This is a genomic window from Endozoicomonas sp. Mp262, from assembly GCF_025643335.1.
In the GTDB taxonomy this organism is placed as follows: domain Bacteria; phylum Pseudomonadota; class Gammaproteobacteria; order Pseudomonadales; family Endozoicomonadaceae; genus Endonucleibacter.
The window spans coordinates 842,101-858,982 of record NZ_CP092489.1 but is presented as its reverse complement, the minus strand read 5'-3'; the positions used below and the strand labels follow the sequence as shown (position 1 = coordinate 858,982).

18 protein-coding genes are annotated in these 16,882 nt (G+C 43.6%); 11 read left to right on the top strand and 7 right to left on the bottom strand.

Annotation, left to right across the window (positions count from 1 at the left end; all coding sequences use genetic code 11):
- Positions 1-190 precede the first annotated feature (190 nt).
- A complete protein-coding gene (locus MJ595_RS03770) occupies positions 191-1,558 on the top strand; it encodes a transposase (RefSeq protein ID WP_263078002.1) in 1,368 nt (455 codons plus the stop codon).
- Between the two features lie 317 nt (positions 1,559-1,875).
- Positions 1,876-2,991 carry a DNA cytosine methyltransferase gene (locus MJ595_RS03765; RefSeq protein WP_263081192.1) on the top strand — a complete coding sequence of 372 codons (1,116 nt, stop codon included), beginning with the start codon at positions 1,876-1,878 and terminating at the stop codon, positions 2,989-2,991.
- Between the two features lie 104 nt (positions 2,992-3,095).
- Here MJ595_RS03765 and MJ595_RS03760 read toward each other — a convergent pair whose 3' ends face one another.
- Positions 3,096-4,106 (bottom strand): tryptophan--tRNA ligase, encoded by a 1,011-nt coding sequence (locus tag MJ595_RS03760; RefSeq protein WP_263081191.1) that lies wholly within the window; start codon positions 4,104-4,106, stop codon positions 3,096-3,098.
- Positions 4,107-4,259: 153 nt separating this feature from the next.
- Between MJ595_RS03760 and MJ595_RS03755 the strand changes: the two genes are divergently transcribed.
- From MJ595_RS03755 to MJ595_RS03735, 5 genes are all read left to right on the top strand, one after another.
- A complete protein-coding gene (locus MJ595_RS03755; protein WP_263081190.1) occupies positions 4,260-4,835 on the top strand; it encodes a C39 family peptidase in 576 nt (191 codons plus the stop codon).
- Positions 4,835-5,518 (top strand): glutathione S-transferase, encoded by a 684-nt coding sequence (locus MJ595_RS03750; protein WP_263081189.1) that lies wholly within the window; start codon positions 4,835-4,837, stop codon positions 5,516-5,518. Before MJ595_RS03755 ends, MJ595_RS03750 begins: the two co-directional genes overlap by 1 nt.
- A gap of 94 nt (positions 5,519-5,612) precedes the next feature.
- Positions 5,613-5,999, top strand: a complete 387-nt coding sequence (locus MJ595_RS03745) for an SET domain-containing protein (protein WP_263081188.1) — start codon at positions 5,613-5,615, stop codon at positions 5,997-5,999.
- Positions 6,000-6,048: 49 nt separating this feature from the next.
- Positions 6,049-6,288, top strand: coding sequence for a hypothetical protein (locus MJ595_RS03740; RefSeq protein ID WP_263081187.1), 240 nt, complete (start codon positions 6,049-6,051; stop codon positions 6,286-6,288).
- 60 nt (positions 6,289-6,348) lie between these two features.
- Entirely contained in the window at positions 6,349-6,915 is a 567-nt protein-coding gene (locus MJ595_RS03735) for a YceI family protein (protein WP_263081186.1), read from the top strand.
- A 112-nt stretch (positions 6,916-7,027) separates the two neighbouring features.
- Here MJ595_RS03735 and MJ595_RS03730 read toward each other — a convergent pair whose 3' ends face one another.
- The 3 genes from MJ595_RS03730 to MJ595_RS03720 all read right to left on the bottom strand — a co-directional run bounded on the left by MJ595_RS03730 (position 7,028) and on the right by MJ595_RS03720 (position 10,490).
- Positions 7,028-8,158: a gamma-glutamyl-gamma-aminobutyrate hydrolase family protein gene (locus MJ595_RS03730; protein ID WP_263081185.1), complete on the bottom strand. Its 1,131-nt coding sequence runs from the start codon at positions 8,156-8,158 to the stop codon at positions 7,028-7,030.
- 463 nt (positions 8,159-8,621) lie between these two features.
- Positions 8,622-9,989, bottom strand: a complete 1,368-nt coding sequence (locus tag MJ595_RS03725; RefSeq protein ID WP_263078002.1) for a transposase — start codon at positions 9,987-9,989, stop codon at positions 8,622-8,624.
- Positions 9,990-10,100: 111 nt separating this feature from the next.
- Entirely contained in the window at positions 10,101-10,490 is a 390-nt protein-coding gene (locus MJ595_RS03720; RefSeq protein ID WP_263081184.1) for a hypothetical protein, read from the bottom strand.
- Positions 10,491-10,716: 226 nt separating this feature from the next.
- Between MJ595_RS03720 and MJ595_RS03715 the strand changes: the two genes are divergently transcribed.
- Positions 10,717-11,433 carry an SDR family NAD(P)-dependent oxidoreductase gene (locus tag MJ595_RS03715; protein WP_263081183.1) on the top strand — a complete coding sequence of 239 codons (717 nt, stop codon included), beginning with the start codon at positions 10,717-10,719 and terminating at the stop codon, positions 11,431-11,433.
- Between the two features lie 140 nt (positions 11,434-11,573).
- Positions 11,574-12,488, top strand: a complete 915-nt coding sequence (locus tag MJ595_RS03710; RefSeq protein ID WP_263081182.1) for a LysR family transcriptional regulator — start codon at positions 11,574-11,576, stop codon at positions 12,486-12,488.
- Between the two features lie 59 nt (positions 12,489-12,547).
- Here the strand turns inward: MJ595_RS03710 and MJ595_RS03705 are convergent, their stop codons facing one another.
- Positions 12,548-12,997, bottom strand: coding sequence for a rhodanese-like domain-containing protein (locus MJ595_RS03705; protein ID WP_263081181.1), 450 nt, complete (start codon positions 12,995-12,997; stop codon positions 12,548-12,550).
- Positions 12,998-13,259: 262 nt separating this feature from the next.
- Between MJ595_RS03705 and MJ595_RS03700 the strand changes: the two genes are divergently transcribed.
- On the top strand, positions 13,260-13,907 hold the full coding sequence (locus MJ595_RS03700) for a hypothetical protein (RefSeq protein WP_263081180.1): 648 nt from the start codon (positions 13,260-13,262) through the stop codon (positions 13,905-13,907).
- A 315-nt stretch (positions 13,908-14,222) separates the two neighbouring features.
- Positions 14,223-14,552: a hypothetical protein gene (locus MJ595_RS03695; RefSeq protein ID WP_263081179.1), complete on the top strand. Its 330-nt coding sequence runs from the start codon at positions 14,223-14,225 to the stop codon at positions 14,550-14,552.
- Positions 14,553-14,675: 123 nt separating this feature from the next.
- Here MJ595_RS03695 and folK read toward each other — a convergent pair whose 3' ends face one another.
- Entirely contained in the window at positions 14,676-15,176 is a 501-nt protein-coding gene (gene folK, locus MJ595_RS03690; protein ID WP_263081178.1) for a 2-amino-4-hydroxy-6-hydroxymethyldihydropteridine diphosphokinase, read from the bottom strand.
- Between the two features lie 104 nt (positions 15,177-15,280).
- The gene (pcnB, locus tag MJ595_RS03685; RefSeq protein WP_263081177.1) at positions 15,281-16,795 is read right to left on the bottom strand and encodes a polynucleotide adenylyltransferase PcnB; all 1,515 of its coding nucleotides are present in this window, start codon (positions 16,793-16,795) and stop codon (positions 15,281-15,283) included.
- Positions 16,796-16,882: the final 87 nt, after the last annotated feature.

Here is a 16,882-nt window from a genome sequence, read left to right as displayed (position 1 = left end):
GTCGCTCACATCGCTCGACTTTCGAAATATCTGACTGGGAAACCCCAATAGCTTGAGCTAACTCCAGCTATTCCCGTGACATCAATTAAATCACTGCAACAGCAAGGCTTACAGTAAATTCCAAATGGAGTGATTTCGCACAAAATAACGTCTACTTTTGATAGGGATACTTTATCAATGGCTGTCTCTCATGGCTTATCCATTCCAAAAAAGTCGTAAGCATCTTTGTGCAAACAGTTTAATTACTACGATTTCTGAAAGTTATGAGCAAATTCCAGATGTCCGACCAAACAAGGATTCCAGAAAAATAACAATACATGATGCCTCCATGTCCGCTTTTGCCATGATGCATCTCAAGTACCCATCGCTCCTCTCGTTTGAGCGTGATAAAACAGAGCAAGAAGTAAGGCATAACCTTGAGCACCTGTATCAGATAAAAAAACGTGCTCCCTGTGATACCAGTATGCGGGAAATCCTGGATCCAATAGATCCCGTAGAGTTCAAAAAGCCTTTTAAGACATTGCTGTCTAACGTCCAAAGGGGCGGATTACTGAAGGCATTCGAATTTCACTGCGGGAACTTGAAAAATCACTACTTGCTCCCGATCGATGGAACTGGGCTATTTTACTCCTGCAATAATAAAAAACCTTGTCAGGAGTGCTGTACTAAAAATAAGGGAAAGGCCAACGAAGCTCACTACCACCAGTTAATGGCAGCATGCATTGCTCACCCGGATCAAAAAACAGTCTTGCCATTGGCACCGGAAGCCATAGTTTGCCAGGACGGTTCGACCAAAAATGACTGTGAAAAAAATGCCATTAAACGGTTGTTTGCCACCATACGAGAGCATCACCCACGTCTAAAGTTCGTTATTCTTCTGGACAGTCTTTATGCTGACAACCCCACTGTCCAACTGATTAAGAGTTATGGCTGGCATTACATCATTGTCGCGAAAGATGGCAACCATGCCTCGCTGGTTGAAGCGATGGATGAGCTGGATAAAGAAGGAAAAGTTCACCGTGCTGAAAAAGTTAATGAAGAGACTGGAATTAAGTGGTGGTTTCGCTATGCCAATGACGTCAGGCTGAACAAGGCAAAATATGCAGAACAGGTTAATGTGCTTGATTTTGTCGAAACCGATAAAAAAGGTAAACAGCATATCTGGTGCTGGGTGACTGATATTCCGCTTAACGAAGAAACCATAGAACCCGTCATGAAAGGAGGGCGCTGCCGATGGCATATTGAGAACCAGACGTTTAACACCCTGAAAAATCAAGGCTACGATCTCGAACATAACTACGGTCACGGTGAGAAGCACTTAGCCACAAATCTGGCCTATCTGACGATGCTTGCTTTTCTCGTAGATCAAATACAGGAACTGTGCTGTCCCCAGTTTCAGGAAGCTTTAAGAACCCGCTCAAAAGGAGTCCGTATAGCATTATGGAAATGGATACAGGGCTATTTTTTGCATTGGCTGATAAAAACGTGGGAGGGGCTTTTTTACACAGTAACTCATGGTATTGAAGAGAAAAGGGTGATTCCATTCGATACATCATAACCGGCCATATCGTAGCTACGTTCAGGGGTGACATTTTTTCTTTAAAGCTCCGCTTTGTTAATTGGCGGCTCAGTTTTGATCGGCTTCATTATTTTTGCTGCCTTATTGTCAATACCAACGATCATCGACGTTCATCATGCGGGAATAGCTGAGCTAACTCCTTTTGCGATAATCCAGTTAGTTTTCTAAGCTCTGTAACGCGTCTAATGAGAGCCTTGTATCGCGAGTCATGAATAGTCGTAGTTCTGTTCTTCATGTGTGCTTTACTAGAAGCTATAATATGAAATATTCCAAAATCGAATATTTAGGTGGTGCTAGTGCGATCGATATCTTTATTCTCTGGTGCGGGCGGTATGGATGTGGGGTTTGTTAATGCAGGCTTTGAGCCTGTATGGGCTAATGACATAGATAAGGATGCTTGTAAAACCTATAGCCTTAATCATGGAAATATTATCCGCTGTGGATGTGTTGAAGATTGGATGCACGAGTTGAACTCGATTGATGATATTGATTGTGTGTTTGGTGGTCCACCATGTCAGGGATTTTCCGTAGCAGGTAAGATGGATCTTAATGACCCTAGAAGTCAACTAGTCATGTCATTTATGGAGGTTGTCCGTCGTGTAAAGCCTAAATGCTTTGTGATGGAAAACGTCAAGTCTCTAGCACTGTTGAGTAAATTCGAGTCATTTAGGAGTGAATTAAGGCGAAAAGCCAATGAGTATGGATATTTAACCGATTTGATCGTACTCAATGCTTCTGACTATGGAGTGCCGCAGGCGCGGGAGCGAATGTTCTTTGTTGGCATGTTAGAGGAATTTGATAAAAGACAGTTTCGCTCATTCCTTGAGTTAAGAAAGGTAAGAGCGCGTACTGTACGCGAAACATTACAAGGACTGCCAAAGCCGGGTGAGGTAGGAAATGAGCATGTATGCAATGCAAAGATTACTATTGCTTCAAAGCCAGTTCTCCGAAAATCGCCTTATGCGGGCATGATGTTTAATGGACAAGGAAGACCGTTAAAGCTTGACGGTTATGCCTCAACCTTGCCTGCAAGTATGGGGGGTAATAGAACTCCGATAGTTGATGAAGCAGCCCTATACGAAAGCAGAGAGGAATGGATACATGGATACCATTCTCATTTGTTAGAGGGGGGAGAGCCTAATGGTTTTAAGTCTGCCCCTAGTTACTTAAGGCGTATTACAGTCGATGAGGCGTTGGCACTGCAATCTTTTCCAAAGGGGTATCTTTTACATGGTAGGCAATCGGCACTATATAGGCAGATAGGCAATGCTGTACCTTGTGAGCTAGCCCATGCTGTTGCCGATGTAATGCGCTATTTATTAGAGTCAAACAAAACTATTTTGAAGGAAGAGAGAAAGCAGCCGCTTCGCTCATTTAGTTATGAGCCAGAACAAGCGGCGTTTCAGTTGTAAATTATTTATATGTCTTTTTTTGTGAGTGATATGATCACAGCTTTGCGGGTACAAACGCTTATGGCTGGTTCTATCAGTCATGAGCATTTTAGGTTCAACCCAAGTCAGGCAAACGGACTGATACCCACCGCCTTACGAATATTGGCAATAAACGGTGTGGCCTCAGCACGCGCTTTTTCTGCACCTTTTTTCAGTTCCGCTTCAATAAAGGCAGGGTCTTCAATCAGGGTGTTATAGCGCTCGCGGGCATCCGCCAGCTGGGCGTTAACGTATTCAAACAGCTGATTCTTGAGGTCGCCCCAGCCAGCACCAGCTTCATACTGTTTACGCTTCTCGGCAATTTCTGCTTCATTGGCAAAAGCGGAAAAGATCTGGAACAGTGTACAGCCATCCGGGTCTTTAGGCTGGCCTGGCTCAAGGGAGTTTGTCTTGATTTTACGGATCAGCTTCAGCAGTTTCTTTTCAGTACAGAACAGAGGAATGGTATTGTCATAGCTCTTGCTCATCTTGCGGCCATCAAGCCCATTCAGAACCGCGGTATTTTCGCCCACAATGGCCTCAGGCAAGATGAACTTGGTTTTGTAGTGATGGTTCATGCGACCCGCAATATCCCGGGCCATTTCCAGGTGTTGTACCTGGTCACGGCCAACAGGGACTTTGTGGGCATTAAACATCAGGATGTCGGCGGCCATTAATACCGGGTAGCAGAACAGCCCCATAGTCACCGCTTTATCAGGATCCTTTTCACCGGCTTCTTCGTTGGCCTGGACTGCCGCTTTATAAGCATGGGCGCGATTCATCAGACCCTTTGCGGTCATGCAACCTATAATCCAGTTCAGTTCCATGATTTCCGGTACATCAGACTGACGGTAGAAGGTTACCCGATCCGTATCCAATCCCAGAGCCAGCCAGGTGGCAGCAATTTCCAGACCGGATTGATGAATGCGCTTGGGATCGCGTCCCTTAATTAGCGCATGGTAGTCCGCCAGGAAATAGTAGGACTGGATATCATCACGCCAACTTTGTTCTATGGCAGGTTTGATGGCTCCCACGTAGTTACCAAGGTGCGGAGTGCCTGTTGTTGTGATACCAGTCAGTACTTTAGTTTTGCTCATGGGTTGGAAAACCCCAGTTGGGTTGCAGATGCCGGGCCATATAGCAGCTCGGCTGAAAAAACGAAGAGGCATTATAGGAGGCTGTCAGGCTAACGACAATATGGACATAAAATAGCGGATTGAGAGTAGTACCAAATCAGTAGTACGATTTGAATGACCAAAGAACGTTATCAAGTTGAGAGTATGCTAGACACACCCTTTTATTCACAGCGATTGACACAGGCCAACCATCAACAGGAAGGGTTTGACTCCATGGAGGAGGCTGAATCCTGGACAAAGCGCATTTGTGGACTGGCCTGCCTGAAAATGGTGATAGCCCGGATAACAGGTGAAGTGGTTCCGTTAAAGGCTTTGCTTGAGCAAGGGCTGGCAGTTGATGGTTATATGAAAGGCGTTGGCTGGATTCATCAGGGGTTGCTTGATGTGGCCAGCGAGTATGGCATTTCAGGTCTATGCCAGAGTGTGGGTACGGAGCTTGGCATAATTGATGATGAACTGGAGAAAAACCGTCTGGTTATTGCCTCGGTGAGCTGTGGGTTTAACCCGGAGAAGAAGGGCGGTCATTTAGTGCTTATCATCGGTATCCATGATGATGGCTACATTATTCATCACCCGTCCTCTGAAGAAGGTGAGCAGTGGTCACATTACCGTATTGATCGTGCCCGTTTTCTACAATCCTTCTCAGTGAATGGCAATATCATTACCATCTCTGTACCTGAGGAGGTTTGATGGGGCAATTAAAAAAGCCGGTTTTATATTCCTTTCGGCGTTGTCCCTACGCCATTCGGGCACGACTTGCACTTTATTATTGTGGTGTTCAGGTTGAATTAAGAGAGGTTGTCTTAAGGGATAAGCCAGAAGAGCTGGTGGCCTTATCCCGTAAGGCAACAGTGCCTGTCCTGGTACTTGAGAATGGACAGGTGCTTGATGAAAGCCTTGATATTATGGATTGGGCTTTGCAACAGAATGATCCTGACCACTGGTGTTACGCAGAGTTTCCAAAAGCCAGAGAGCAACTAACGGCACTGATTAAGCAAAATGATACAGACTTCAAGCATTGGCTGGATCGTTATAAGTATGCTGATCGTTATCCTGAACAGAGTAAAGAAGATTACCGCAGGCAATGTGAACATTTTCTGGCTGAAATTGAGCAGTGTCTGAACAGTGGTCATTATCTTCAAGGCAATAGGTTTGGTTTCAGTGATGCCGCCATTGTGCCTTTTATTCGCCAGTTTTCTTTAGTGGATAAGCGCTGGTTTGCTGAAAGCCAGTACCTAAAGATCAAGTGCTGGCTAAATACCTTTATACAAAGCCCGTTATTTGCCGCAGTGATGAACAAATATCCCCAGTGGCACCGGGGGGATATGGTGACGCTTTTTCCTGAGGCTTCAACCGAGCCAACTATAATTTGATCACTGTGCCTCTTTATTGCGGGCGCAAATCCATTTTATGATGTCCTGGTGTACAGAATAATAAAAACAAAGTATGTATCTGTGGGGTTGTATAATGCTCTATGTATCAAGTTGTGGCGCAAAAGGGCGGGGTGTTTTTTCAGACTCAAAGATTCTCCGTGATGAGCTGATAGAGCGTTGTCCGGTTCTCGAAATTCCGGCAGAAGAGCTGGCAAAAATCGATGATACCATGCTGTATAACTATTACTTCTCTTGGGGCAGGGAGTCCTCAGCGGGTGCCATTGCCTTGGGTCTTGGTTCGATCTACAACCATTCTTATACACCGAATGCGGTCTATATCGTCAAGCCTGAAGAGCAAATGATCGAGTTCAGGTCCATCAAAAAAATTCTGGCCAATGAAGAGATTACCATTAATTATAATGGCTCTCCAAACGACCACTCTCCCCTGTGGAATGGTGATATCATTAACTGGCAGGATTAATGCATGATGGCAAGAGAGTGATTGTTTGAAACCGGGAACCAGTGAAGCAATGAGGGAACTGATCGGAAGAATTCGTGAGGAAATTCCATTTGATATGCCAGAGTCAGATATCTGCTCCGGGTCTTGTAAGGGCTGCTCAAAAAAACTGCTAGAGTACCTTGAGTCGGAAGTTGATAACTGGGACTATAAATTGAGTCATGGGGAGACGCCGGATTTTGGAGATATTAGCTCTTTGGCGAGAAGCGGCAAAAAAATCTTTAAGGTGCTGAAGGTCAATGGATTGATATAACTTCCTTTTTATTTAAGATATTGTTCAGTTAGAAAAATAACAACTATTTGGGAATGAACTATGAATAAGTTGCTGGTTGCCATCATGGCTTTTTGCTTTAGCACTATTGGTTTTGCAGATATGACGCTGATCAATGATAAGTCTTCACTGACCTTTATCAGCATCAAGCAAAATCAGGTTGCAGAGGTTCACCGCATTAAGAATTTGTCTGGATCGTATAAGGGAAATAAGGCCGAGGTGACTCTGGATCTCGCCAGTATTGATAGCAAAATTGGTATTCGTGATCAGCGGATGCGGGATTACCTATTTGAGGTATCAACATTTGCTACAGCCCGATTTACTGCAAATATTGACTCAGGACTGGTTGCTTCACTGCCTGAAGGGGAAGTGATGCCAAAGACCCTGGATGGTGAGCTGGAGCTTCATGGGCAAAAAGTACCCGTGACTACCAAGGTCAATGTGATTCGCCTGAAAAGTGGTGGGCTGAGTGTTACAACCATCGAGCCTCTGATTATTAATGCCCGGGAGTTTGATATGGTGAAAGGTATTGACAAGCTTCGTCAGTTAGCAGGGCTGGATAGTATTGGCTATGCGGTGCCGGTGACTTTCTCTGTAGAGTTTCACTAGCCGAAAATAGGGAAGAGCGGTACAACATGACTAAGCGTACTCAATAGCAGTGGCAGACATGCTGTTATTGGGTATAAAAAATGATTCCTGCTACCTTTTCACAGGGTTGCTTTTACCATTTTCTGATAAGCTCGATCACTTGCCTGGGGTTCGATTTATCAATAGTTAATGACATACCGTTTTTATTATTGATGAGAACCCATTCCAACTCGTCTTCTGAATGGCTGTAATCTGACAAGTCAACCCCTGGGGTTAGTTGAACAGATAGTTTTCTCTGTGATACAGGCATAGTGTATTTATAAGATGTACGGCCTGAAAACCAGACTTCATTCTTTTCATCTGCTTTAAATCTTGATTCCTGGCAGTCATTTAATCGTCTTAGCAGCGACTGCATATCCCTATGGTAATAAAAGGCTGCACCGTTGCTTTTCATCGTGTGATAAGCGCTCACCTGATGTATAAAATTGTCAATAATGTTGGAATTAATATCTTTTCCATCGGTTCCTTCCTTATACGCATACTCAGGATGAAACTGAAAGGTTGAAATATGCCCTCCCATACTGGCGGCCATAATAACCGGATGACGTTTCCCCGGAGTATATCCCCCTACAACAACATCTTCCCCAGGTTCCTCTATGGCATAAGAATGCATTACGGTGCCCTGAACTGTCATTTCAGGCAAATGACACTGATTGAGGGCTTTAAGCTGTTCTGAGGGATTCATAGCCATATAGTGATTTAAGGTTGCAGGAACCAGCGTTACATCAATATAACCAGTAAATGGACGAGGAAGTTTAGCCAGTTTTCCATATTGGTGTAGGGCAAGATGTTGGTTTCCAGCGCAGGTTCCTAATAATGGCATCTTGCGATCCATAGCATAGCTGTATATTAATTGATATAAATGCTCAGTCTCATGAGTCATCCCCGGCTGCATATCATTCCATGAAAAGGGAAGAAAGGAATAATTTCTAACGCTGTTATAAGTGTCATCATTACCGGGCAAAATAAATCCATCCAGTCTATTTATAATGTCTCTATCCATTAAAACTTCGTAGTTGAGAGCTACCAGCAGCATTCTATGACTTTCAGCACTTTTTTCTCCTAACCGTTTAAAATGGCCAGAGAATTGTCCATTAATATTGGCGATGCCGATGAGTGTGAAATTATCCTCCTCGATTTTCAGGAGAGCATGTTTGATTACAGTGCTGTTTCCAGAAGTCAGCATGATTCTAATTTTTTCCATATCAAAACTCTCCTTGGGGAGAGGTGACGTACGATCAAAATCAAGGTCAGGCAATAAAAGGGATGCGAGTTCTTTTAATAAGTATTTGTTGCTTTTTGGGGTGATGGATTCTAATATGCTTCTAGAACTGCAAGAAGTATTGTCAAAAAAAACTTTAACTTCATCAACTGATTTAAAGTTGGGGGTTTGACATATTGGAGAAGAAATCTCATCTTCATTGTCTATGATTAAGCTCGCCTTAAAATCGGCTGCTTGCTCACAAAGAGCAACCGCCTCATTATTTTTCGAAAAACGCGCTATTAGATCATGAGCCAGCTATTCCCGCATGATGAACGTCGATGATCGTTGGTATTGACAATAAGGCAGCAAAAATAATGAAGCCGATCAAAACTGAGCCGCCAATTAACAAAGCGGAGCTTTAAAGAAAAAATGTCACCCCTGAACGTAGCTACGATATGGCCGGTTATGATGTATCGAATGGAATCACCCTTTTCTCTTCAATACCATGAGTTACTGTGTAAAAAAGCCCCTCCCACGTTTTTATCAGCCAATGCAAAAAATAGCCCTGTATCCATTTCCATAATGCTATACGGACTCCTTTTGAGCGGGTTCTTAAAGCTTCCTGAAACTGGGGACAGCACAGTTCCTGTATTTGATCTACGAGAAAAGCAAGCATCGTCAGATAGGCCAGATTTGTGGCTAAGTGCTTCTCACCGTGACCGTAGTTATGTTCGAGATCGTAGCCTTGATTTTTCAGGGTGTTAAACGTCTGGTTCTCAATATGCCATCGGCAGCGCCCTCCTTTCATGACGGGTTCTATGGTTTCTTCGTTAAGCGGAATATCAGTCACCCAGCACCAGATATGCTGTTTACCTTTTTTATCGGTTTCGACAAAATCAAGCACATTAACCTGTTCTGCATATTTTGCCTTGTTCAGCCTGACGTCATTGGCATAGCGAAACCACCACTTAATTCCAGTCTCTTCATTAACTTTTTCAGCACGGTGAACTTTTCCTTCTTTATCCAGCTCATCCATCGCTTCAACCAGCGAGGCATGGTTGCCATCTTTCGCGACAATGATGTAATGCCAGCCATAACTCTTAATCAGTTGGACAGTGGGGTTGTCAGCATAAAGACTGTCCAGAAGAATAACGAACTTTAGACGTGGGTGATGCTCTCGTATGGTGGCAAACAACCGTTTAATGGCATTTTTTTCACAGTCATTTTTGGTCGAACCGTCCTGGCAAACTATGGCTTCCGGTGCCAATGGCAAGACTGTTTTTTGATCCGGGTGAGCAATGCATGCTGCCATTAACTGGTGGTAGTGAGCTTCGTTGGCCTTTCCCTTATTTTTAGTACAGCACTCCTGACAAGGTTTTTTATTATTGCAGGAGTAAAATAGCCCAGTTCCATCGATCGGGAGCAAGTAGTGATTTTTCAAGTTCCCGCAGTGAAATTCGAATGCCTTCAGTAATCCGCCCCTTTGGACGTTAGACAGCAATGTCTTAAAAGGCTTTTTGAACTCTACGGGATCTATTGGATCCAGGATTTCCCGCATACTGGTATCACAGGGAGCACGTTTTTTTATCTGATACAGGTGCTCAAGGTTATGCCTTACTTCTTGCTCTGTTTTATCACGCTCAAACGAGAGGAGCGATGGGTACTTGAGATGCATCATGGCAAAAGCGGACATGGAGGCATCATGTATTGTTATTTTTCTGGAATCCTTGTTTGGTCGGACATCTGGAATTTGCTCATAACTTTCAGAAATCGTAGTAATTAAACTGTTTGCACAAAGATGCTTACGACTTTTTTGGAATGGATAAGCCATGAGAGACAGCCATTGATAAAGTATCCCTATCAAAAGTAGACGTTATTTTGTGCGAAATCACTCCATTTGGAATTTACTGTAAGCCTTGCTGTTGCAGTGATTTAATTGATGTCACGGGAATAGCTGATCATGAGCTTTATTTTCTTTGAAGAATAATTCGTAAGGGGATGCTATTGTTGAAAGAAAATTGGTGTAATCAGAAATGGCTTCTATTTTTTGCTGGAATCTTAGTTTGCCAAATGAATTGTGATTATTGAAGAAACCTATACCTATAAGACATTGATAAGTTATAGCGCGATTGAAATTGTTGTTTTTAAAAATGGTAGCGGCTTTTTCTATATGAGGTGCATCTAAAAAACCTTCGAATGCCTCTAAAACTTGATGGCTATGCTCTTCTATGGAGTCAGGGTTTAGTTTTGCTTGATATGAATAAGAAATAACTCCAGCATGACTTAAGCAAAAGAATGCAGTTAAAAAAACACCTAAAAACATATTTTTCATTTTAATAAAGCCTATTGCTTATGCATCATGTTTCTTATATTTGTCGGCCTTGCAAGCTATCTCTTGGAAAGTACTAAAGATGCCTGTTTTATTTAATATATCACTGGCAGGTTTGACCTGTTTTGTTGGATATAGTTCCAATATATGTTTGCCTCGGGAATTGATTTATACTGTTTGCTAGCTCCTGCTTTGGAGTTTCTATCAGATAATCAATAAGGTGTACTACATGAAAAAACAGGCAATGATCACTGGTGGAAGCCGTGGAATAGGTCTGGCAGTGGCGGATTATCTGGCATCCATAGGGTATGATCTGGTTTTGATAGCAAATAATCCACAGAGGCTTGATCAGGTAAGGTGCCAGTTATTGTCAACTTATCCTGAATGCAATATCAGTCTTTATCCTCTGGACTTGGTTGATACTACAGTTACCGAAAAAGAAATTCAGAAAATCCTTGAAATACATCCAGCTATTGACCTGTTATTTAATAATGCCGGAATTATAGAAAGTGGTATGGTTGACATCAAAGGTGATCAGCTACGGGATCTTTTTAACGTCAACGCCATAAGCCTGTTGATGATTGGTAATAAAGTGGCTGAGCAAATGAGACAGAATCAAGCCGGTTATATTATTAATGTTGCTTCTATGGCAGGTATCCTGGGTGTTCCTAAAATAGGTGCTTATTCGGCAACCAAAGCTGCAATAATCAGTTATTCAAAGGCATTGTTTAAAGAGTTGTTATCCCACAATGTCAGGGTGACGTGTTTGTGTCCCAGTGTTGTTAATACGGATATGACCGATGATGGATTAATGGACAATGCTAGTAAAATACAGCCTGAAGATTTAGTGAAGTCTGTTGATTATTTGCTATCTCTGAGCGATGGTGCATTGGTTGAAAGACTGGATATCCATTGCAAACCGATCGCCCTGAGAGAGTTTTTTTAAAAGTTATATGAAAATGCTCTGTTCTCTGTGCCTCTGTGGTGAAAGAAAGGAAAAAATAAATTTCTATTTGTAGAAAGTGGCTACCCGTAATCCCGGCAAGCTGATCCAAGTCAGCTTTATTCGAAGGGTAGCCCAGTAGTATGCATATAAAAAGTGTGGAAGCATTGAGTATGAAGCTGGATCAAATTAGGGCATTTGTTTATACCGCTGATTACCAGTCAATGGTCAAGGCTGGAGCTAAACTGTCAAAATCCAGAAGTGCCATGAGTCAGGCTATTGCTCATCTTGAAACTGACCTTGGCCTGGAATTATTCAAACGCAGCCGAAATGACTTGAGCCTTACAGATGCGGGTAGTGCTTTGTTGCCTTATGCCAGGAACCTTCTGCAGGTAGAGGCAGACTTTATTCATAAAGTAGAAGGTGCATTGCGGCAGGAGGAGTTTTTCTTTCCTATTGCGGTGGAAAATACATTGCCGTTTTCACAGTCAGCGGAACTGTTAAAAGAAATTACACAGCGGTTCCCTGCAACAAGAATAAAGTGGTTAAGCCCCGGGGCAGGCGATTTGGTGAGCATTGTCTCTGAAAGTATAGCCTCGGTTGGATTAGGGGTTAGTCGTAGCCATGTGCCTGAGAACTGTTTAACCTATGCAGTGGGAACCATGAATTTTGCCTGTGTTGCATCTCCGGGGCACCCTCTGAACCAAATAACGGCAGAACCTTCGCAGCGGGAATTGAATCATTTTCAGGCTGTCATTAATAGTGGGCGCCAGGCTATAACTGAAGAAATGCTAATGCTTGGTGCGACGAAAATGATCGAAGTGGAAAGTTATCAGGGGGTAAAGGAACTGGTTTGTCGTGCCGTAGGTTGGGGGGTTTTGCCAAGGCATATGGTCAGGCAAGAGCTGAACAAGGGGACATTGTTCGAGTTCAAGCCTCCCTTTGGTGGCCAGGACAACAATGTCAAAATTGATATCATCTGGAATAAGACCTGTTCTGATAGTCCAGTGACACGCTGGGTTATACAGCATATTAAAAAGTACTGGAATAACATTTAACATTAAAAGGTAGGGCCTGTGTCACCGAGTATAGAATGTTACGGCTGTTATTTGGCTTTTCATTTTTCCAGAAGCCCTCCTTTATTTCTCCAGCCTTTTAATCCGGGCTTGAAGTGCAGGATATTTTTATAACCCATTGCTTTGGCAAAATCGGCAGCACGTTGCCAGGCATTACATTCAGCTCGATAGCAGTAAACAATGATGGGGTATTCTTTCAAAATTGGGAGGTTTTTTTTCAGTTCATCCAAATTGGCGAGAGAGTATGAGCCTGGAAGGTGCCCTTCTTCTTTATAGGCTCTCTCACTGTTGGCATCAATTAGAAAAGCCTGCCTGGCTTTAATAACTTTTTCCAGGGTTGAATAATCTATTTCGGGATAGGAGATATCATAGGCTTCACGACGAAGTTGATCGTATAGCACTTGCTTAGTCCCTTCTGCAAAGACAGGTTGTACCAGAGAAGTGACGGCAAAAAGGATTACAGCCAGCGGGGCATCAAAACTGAGTTTCACCGGGGACTCCTTGTTATAAATGCTGTTGGAAATAATGAATTTCGAGTATAGGCGCTAAAATCAGAAGCCGCTGGAAATATGAGATCAGAGGAAGGAGGACTAGAAAATTTCTTTGATTGAAAATAAGGATGTTCAGCAGCTATTCCCGTGACATCAATTAAATCACTGCAACAGCAAGGCTTACAGTAAATTCCAAATGGAGTGATTTCGCACAAAATAACGTCTACTTTTGATAGGGATACTTTATCAATGGCTGTCTCTCATGGCTTATCCATTCCAAAAAAGTCGTAAGCATCTTTGTGCAAACAGTTTAATTACTACGATTTCTGAAAGTTATGAGCAAATTCCAGATGTCCGACCAAACAAGGATTCCAGAAAAATAACAATACATGATGCCTCCATGTCCGCTTTTGCCATGATGCATCTCAAGTACCCATCGCTCCTCTCGTTTGAGCGTGATAAAACAGAGCAAGAAGTAAGGCATAACCTTGAGCACCTGTATCAGATAAAAAAACGTGCTCCCTGTGATACCAGTATGCGGGAAATCCTGGATCCAATAGATCCCGTAGAGTTCAAAAAGCCTTTTAAGACATTGCTGTCTAACGTCCAAAGGGGCGGATTACTGAAGGCATTCGAATTTCACTGCGGGAACTTGAAAAATCACTACTTGCTCCCGATCGATGGAACTGGGCTATTTTACTCCTGCAATAATAAAAAACCTTGTCAGGAGTGCTGTACTAAAAATAAGGGAAAGGCCAACGAAGCTCACTACCACCAGTTAATGGCAGCATGCATTGCTCACCCGGATCAAAAAACAGTCTTGCCATTGGCACCGGAAGCCATAGTTTGCCAGGACGGTTCGACCAAAAATGACTGGATGTTCAGGCAAGCTGATTTTTATAAAGCTTGAGTAAATATTCGTTGACAGAGTTGTTTCATTCTATAGAAAATTAAATTAGGTTCGAGTCATAAATTTACACTAAGTAGTCAATAGATGAGATTAAATAGCTGAATTGTTTTTTTATTAGACAATAATGGATTAATGGTTGCAATTTAGGGTGTAGGATGTTTATTAAAACTTTCTCTGAGAGACTTTTTAAATATAAAGGGTGTTTATATTATTAAATGGTCGGAGGGAGGGAGATAAAGCGTTATAAAAAAGCAGCACTAACGGCAGGCGCTATTTCCTGATAACTATGGAATTAATTCATTGGAGAAATATATCATGAAATCCATTAAATACATCTCGATTGCTACTGTTATGGCTCTGCTTGCCACACCTGTTTCTGCAGCAGATTTAAAGGTTTATAGCAATCTTTTTGGTTCAATGGCCAATGTTGTAGTTTGGGATGGTGACCAGCCTGTTTCAGAGGGTACAGTGGTTATAAAAAACCAGGCAGGTCACACAGTAGCCTCTGGTGATATTAATGAGAGTGGCAGGGCTAGCCTTCGTATGGTAAACCGGAGCTATGGTGAATATGCTGTGTTTGCAGAAAGCGGCGACCGGGTAGGCGCAGGACAGCTGGTTATTGATGATCGGAATATCGGCCGTTAATGACTAAACCGCGCCTTTCACGGATGCATCAAATGATGATTTACACAGTGGGTGCGGTTTAGCTATCAATAGAATAGGGCGAATCTTGCCATAAAAAGCGCCCTATGCATTTTGGCTGATTGGTCAAAGCCAGGGGTAACTTTCCGCAATAACATCTAACCCATCGGGATCATTTTTCTCCAGCAGGGATGACAGTTTATTGCCGCCAGGTATGCTCAGGTCAGGTGCAATATCGTTGAGTGGATAAAGCACAAAGTTACGCAGATGCATTTGATAGTGAGGTACTGTCAGGCGACGGGTTTTAATGATTTGATCGCTGTAAAGAAGAATGTCCAAGTCCAGGGTTCTTGGTCCCCATCGCACCGTCCGTACCCGTCCATGCCGGTTTTCTATGGCCTGAAGGGTATCAAGCAAGGATTCAGGGGCCAGCTCTGTCTCTATGGCAATAACCGCATTAACATAATCCGGTTGACCCGAAGGTCCCACAGGCTCACTTCGATACAGTCTGGAACAGTGCAGGAGCTGGATACAGTGCTCACTATCAATTTCATCAACAGCCCTTTGAAGTTGTTGCCCGGGCTTTTCCAGGTTGCTGCCTAAGGCAATATAAGCGGTAACAGACATCGAGACCTCTTGAGACAGGACTGTAGCCAACAGCTAATGTCCATTATCGGTAAAGGGGGAATAGTAGGGATACCCAAGACTATTCCCCCTTTAATCACTAACCATCAAGCGACACTTTCACCTTGTGGCTTGTTATTCTTTGGTTTACGCCGTCTCCGGCGTTTATTGCCACTGCCTTTTTTCCCCGTATTATTATGTCGCAGGGACTGAATCATGGCATGCCGATCCGGGTCTATTGTTTCCTGGATGTCAGTCCACCACTGTCCGGCATTATCCAGTTGCTCGCCTGACTGTTCCCGAAGTATTAGAAAGTCATAGGCAGCACGGAACTTCGGGTGATCAAGTAACGATTCAATGGCTTTAGGCTGCCTTCGTTCAAGGCGTCCCTGAAGATCCCAGATTTCCCTGATAGCAATAGTAAACCGCTTTGGAATAGCGGTATGGCCAGCCTGTTGTTGAAGCACGGTCATGGCTGCCTGTTGGGAAGCCGGTATGGGAGGAACTCCCTGGCTTTTCAGCTCGGAAGTCATTCGCTGCATAGGTGTCCAGAGCAAAGCCGCATATAGAAAGGCCGGAGTCACCGGACGGTTGCGCTTGACTCGTTTATCCGTACTGATAAGTGCTTCGTGGATCAGGGCAAGAAAATGCGGGCTATCCTCTTCCAGGCATGAGTGGGTTGCAGGAAAGAGGTATTCCAGCAGGTGAAACTCCCTGAGCAGCTTGAAGGTTTTGACACCATAGCCGGACTGCAGAAGCTTTAATATTTCATCAAATAATCGGGCAGAGGGAATATCCTGTAGCAGGTGACCCAGATCCAGGATCGGATCAGATGTTTCCTGTGCCATAGTAAAGTTCAGCTTAGCGGTAAACCGGATCGCTCTCAGCATCCTGACAGGGTCTTCATGATAGCGTCGAACGGGATCACCAATCAGTCGTAGCTGTTTTTGGTGAATATCAGCAACACCACAACAATGGTTTATTACGCTGAAGTCACGGCTGTCGTAGTACAGGGCGTTGATGGTGAAGTCCCTTCGTTCAGCGTCTTCTTCCATGGATCCATAGACATTATCCCGTAATATCCTGCCGGATTCCGAATGGTGTGAATGGCATCGGCTATTACTTTTGGGATCGGCATTATGGCTGGCCCGGAAGGTTGCAACTTCGATAGTTTCCCGGCCAAAGAGGATATGAACCAGCTTAAACCGTCGACCAATGAGGCGCGAGTTACGGAACAGCCTTCTGACCTGCTCAGGCGTTGCATTGGTGGTGACATCAAAATCCTTCGGGTGTAACCCCAGATACAGGTCCCTGATACAACCACCCACCAGGTAGGCGTCATACCCATGACTATTCAGTCTGTGAAGCACTTTTAATGCATTATCGCTGATCTGTTTTCTGGAGATCGGGTGCTCACTTCGAGGAATAATATGCTTATTCTCTGCTGGGGGTTCATTGCTGGATAAAATATCGCTACTACCTCCGCTGGGCTCTGATGCCGGGGAATTTGTTGTTTTAAGGGCGTGTTTGTTACCGGATTTTCCGGAAAATCGCCTGAGGGAGAATCCAATGATCAGTAAAATAACAAGCACAGAAATTGCAGTGCTTAGCCAGTCTTGCATGAAGTTTTCTATTCAGTTATCCGTAAATACAGAACACCGGCCATAGGGTCGGTGAAGCTATGACAATCAGGGCTATATCATAGCACT

What these genes read in the sequence shown, in the direction of transcription:
- MJ595_RS03770 (WP_263078002.1), top strand. Translation starts at nt 191, where the DNA reads ATGGCTTATCCATTCCAAAAAAGTCGTAAGCATCTTTGTGCAAACAGT.
- MJ595_RS03760 (WP_263081191.1), bottom strand. Translation starts at nt 4,106, where the DNA reads ATGAGCAAAACTAAAGTACTGACTGGTATCACAACAACAGGCACTCCG.
- MJ595_RS03755 (WP_263081190.1), top strand. Translation starts at nt 4,260, where the DNA reads ATGACCAAAGAACGTTATCAAGTTGAGAGTATGCTAGACACACCCTTT.
- MJ595_RS03750 (WP_263081189.1), top strand. Translation starts at nt 4,835, where the DNA reads ATGGGGCAATTAAAAAAGCCGGTTTTATATTCCTTTCGGCGTTGTCCC.
- MJ595_RS03745 (WP_263081188.1), top strand. Translation starts at nt 5,613, where the DNA reads ATGCTCTATGTATCAAGTTGTGGCGCAAAAGGGCGGGGTGTTTTTTCA.
- MJ595_RS03740 (WP_263081187.1), top strand. Translation starts at nt 6,049, where the DNA reads ATGAGGGAACTGATCGGAAGAATTCGTGAGGAAATTCCATTTGATATG.
- MJ595_RS03735 (WP_263081186.1), top strand. Translation starts at nt 6,349, where the DNA reads ATGAATAAGTTGCTGGTTGCCATCATGGCTTTTTGCTTTAGCACTATT.
- MJ595_RS03730 (WP_263081185.1), bottom strand. Translation starts at nt 8,158, where the DNA reads ATGGAAAAAATTAGAATCATGCTGACTTCTGGAAACAGCACTGTAATC.
- MJ595_RS03725 (WP_263078002.1), bottom strand. Translation starts at nt 9,989, where the DNA reads ATGGCTTATCCATTCCAAAAAAGTCGTAAGCATCTTTGTGCAAACAGT.
- MJ595_RS03720 (WP_263081184.1), bottom strand. Translation starts at nt 10,490, where the DNA reads ATGAAAAATATGTTTTTAGGTGTTTTTTTAACTGCATTCTTTTGCTTA.
- MJ595_RS03715 (WP_263081183.1), top strand. Translation starts at nt 10,717, where the DNA reads ATGAAAAAACAGGCAATGATCACTGGTGGAAGCCGTGGAATAGGTCTG.
- MJ595_RS03710 (WP_263081182.1), top strand. Translation starts at nt 11,574, where the DNA reads ATGCATATAAAAAGTGTGGAAGCATTGAGTATGAAGCTGGATCAAATT.
- MJ595_RS03700 (WP_263081180.1), top strand. Translation starts at nt 13,260, where the DNA reads ATGGCTTATCCATTCCAAAAAAGTCGTAAGCATCTTTGTGCAAACAGT.
- MJ595_RS03695 (WP_263081179.1), top strand. Translation starts at nt 14,223, where the DNA reads ATGAAATCCATTAAATACATCTCGATTGCTACTGTTATGGCTCTGCTT.
- folK (WP_263081178.1), bottom strand. Translation starts at nt 15,176, where the DNA reads ATGTCTGTTACCGCTTATATTGCCTTAGGCAGCAACCTGGAAAAGCCC.
- pcnB (WP_263081177.1), bottom strand. Translation starts at nt 16,795, where the DNA reads ATGCAAGACTGGCTAAGCACTGCAATTTCTGTGCTTGTTATTTTACTG.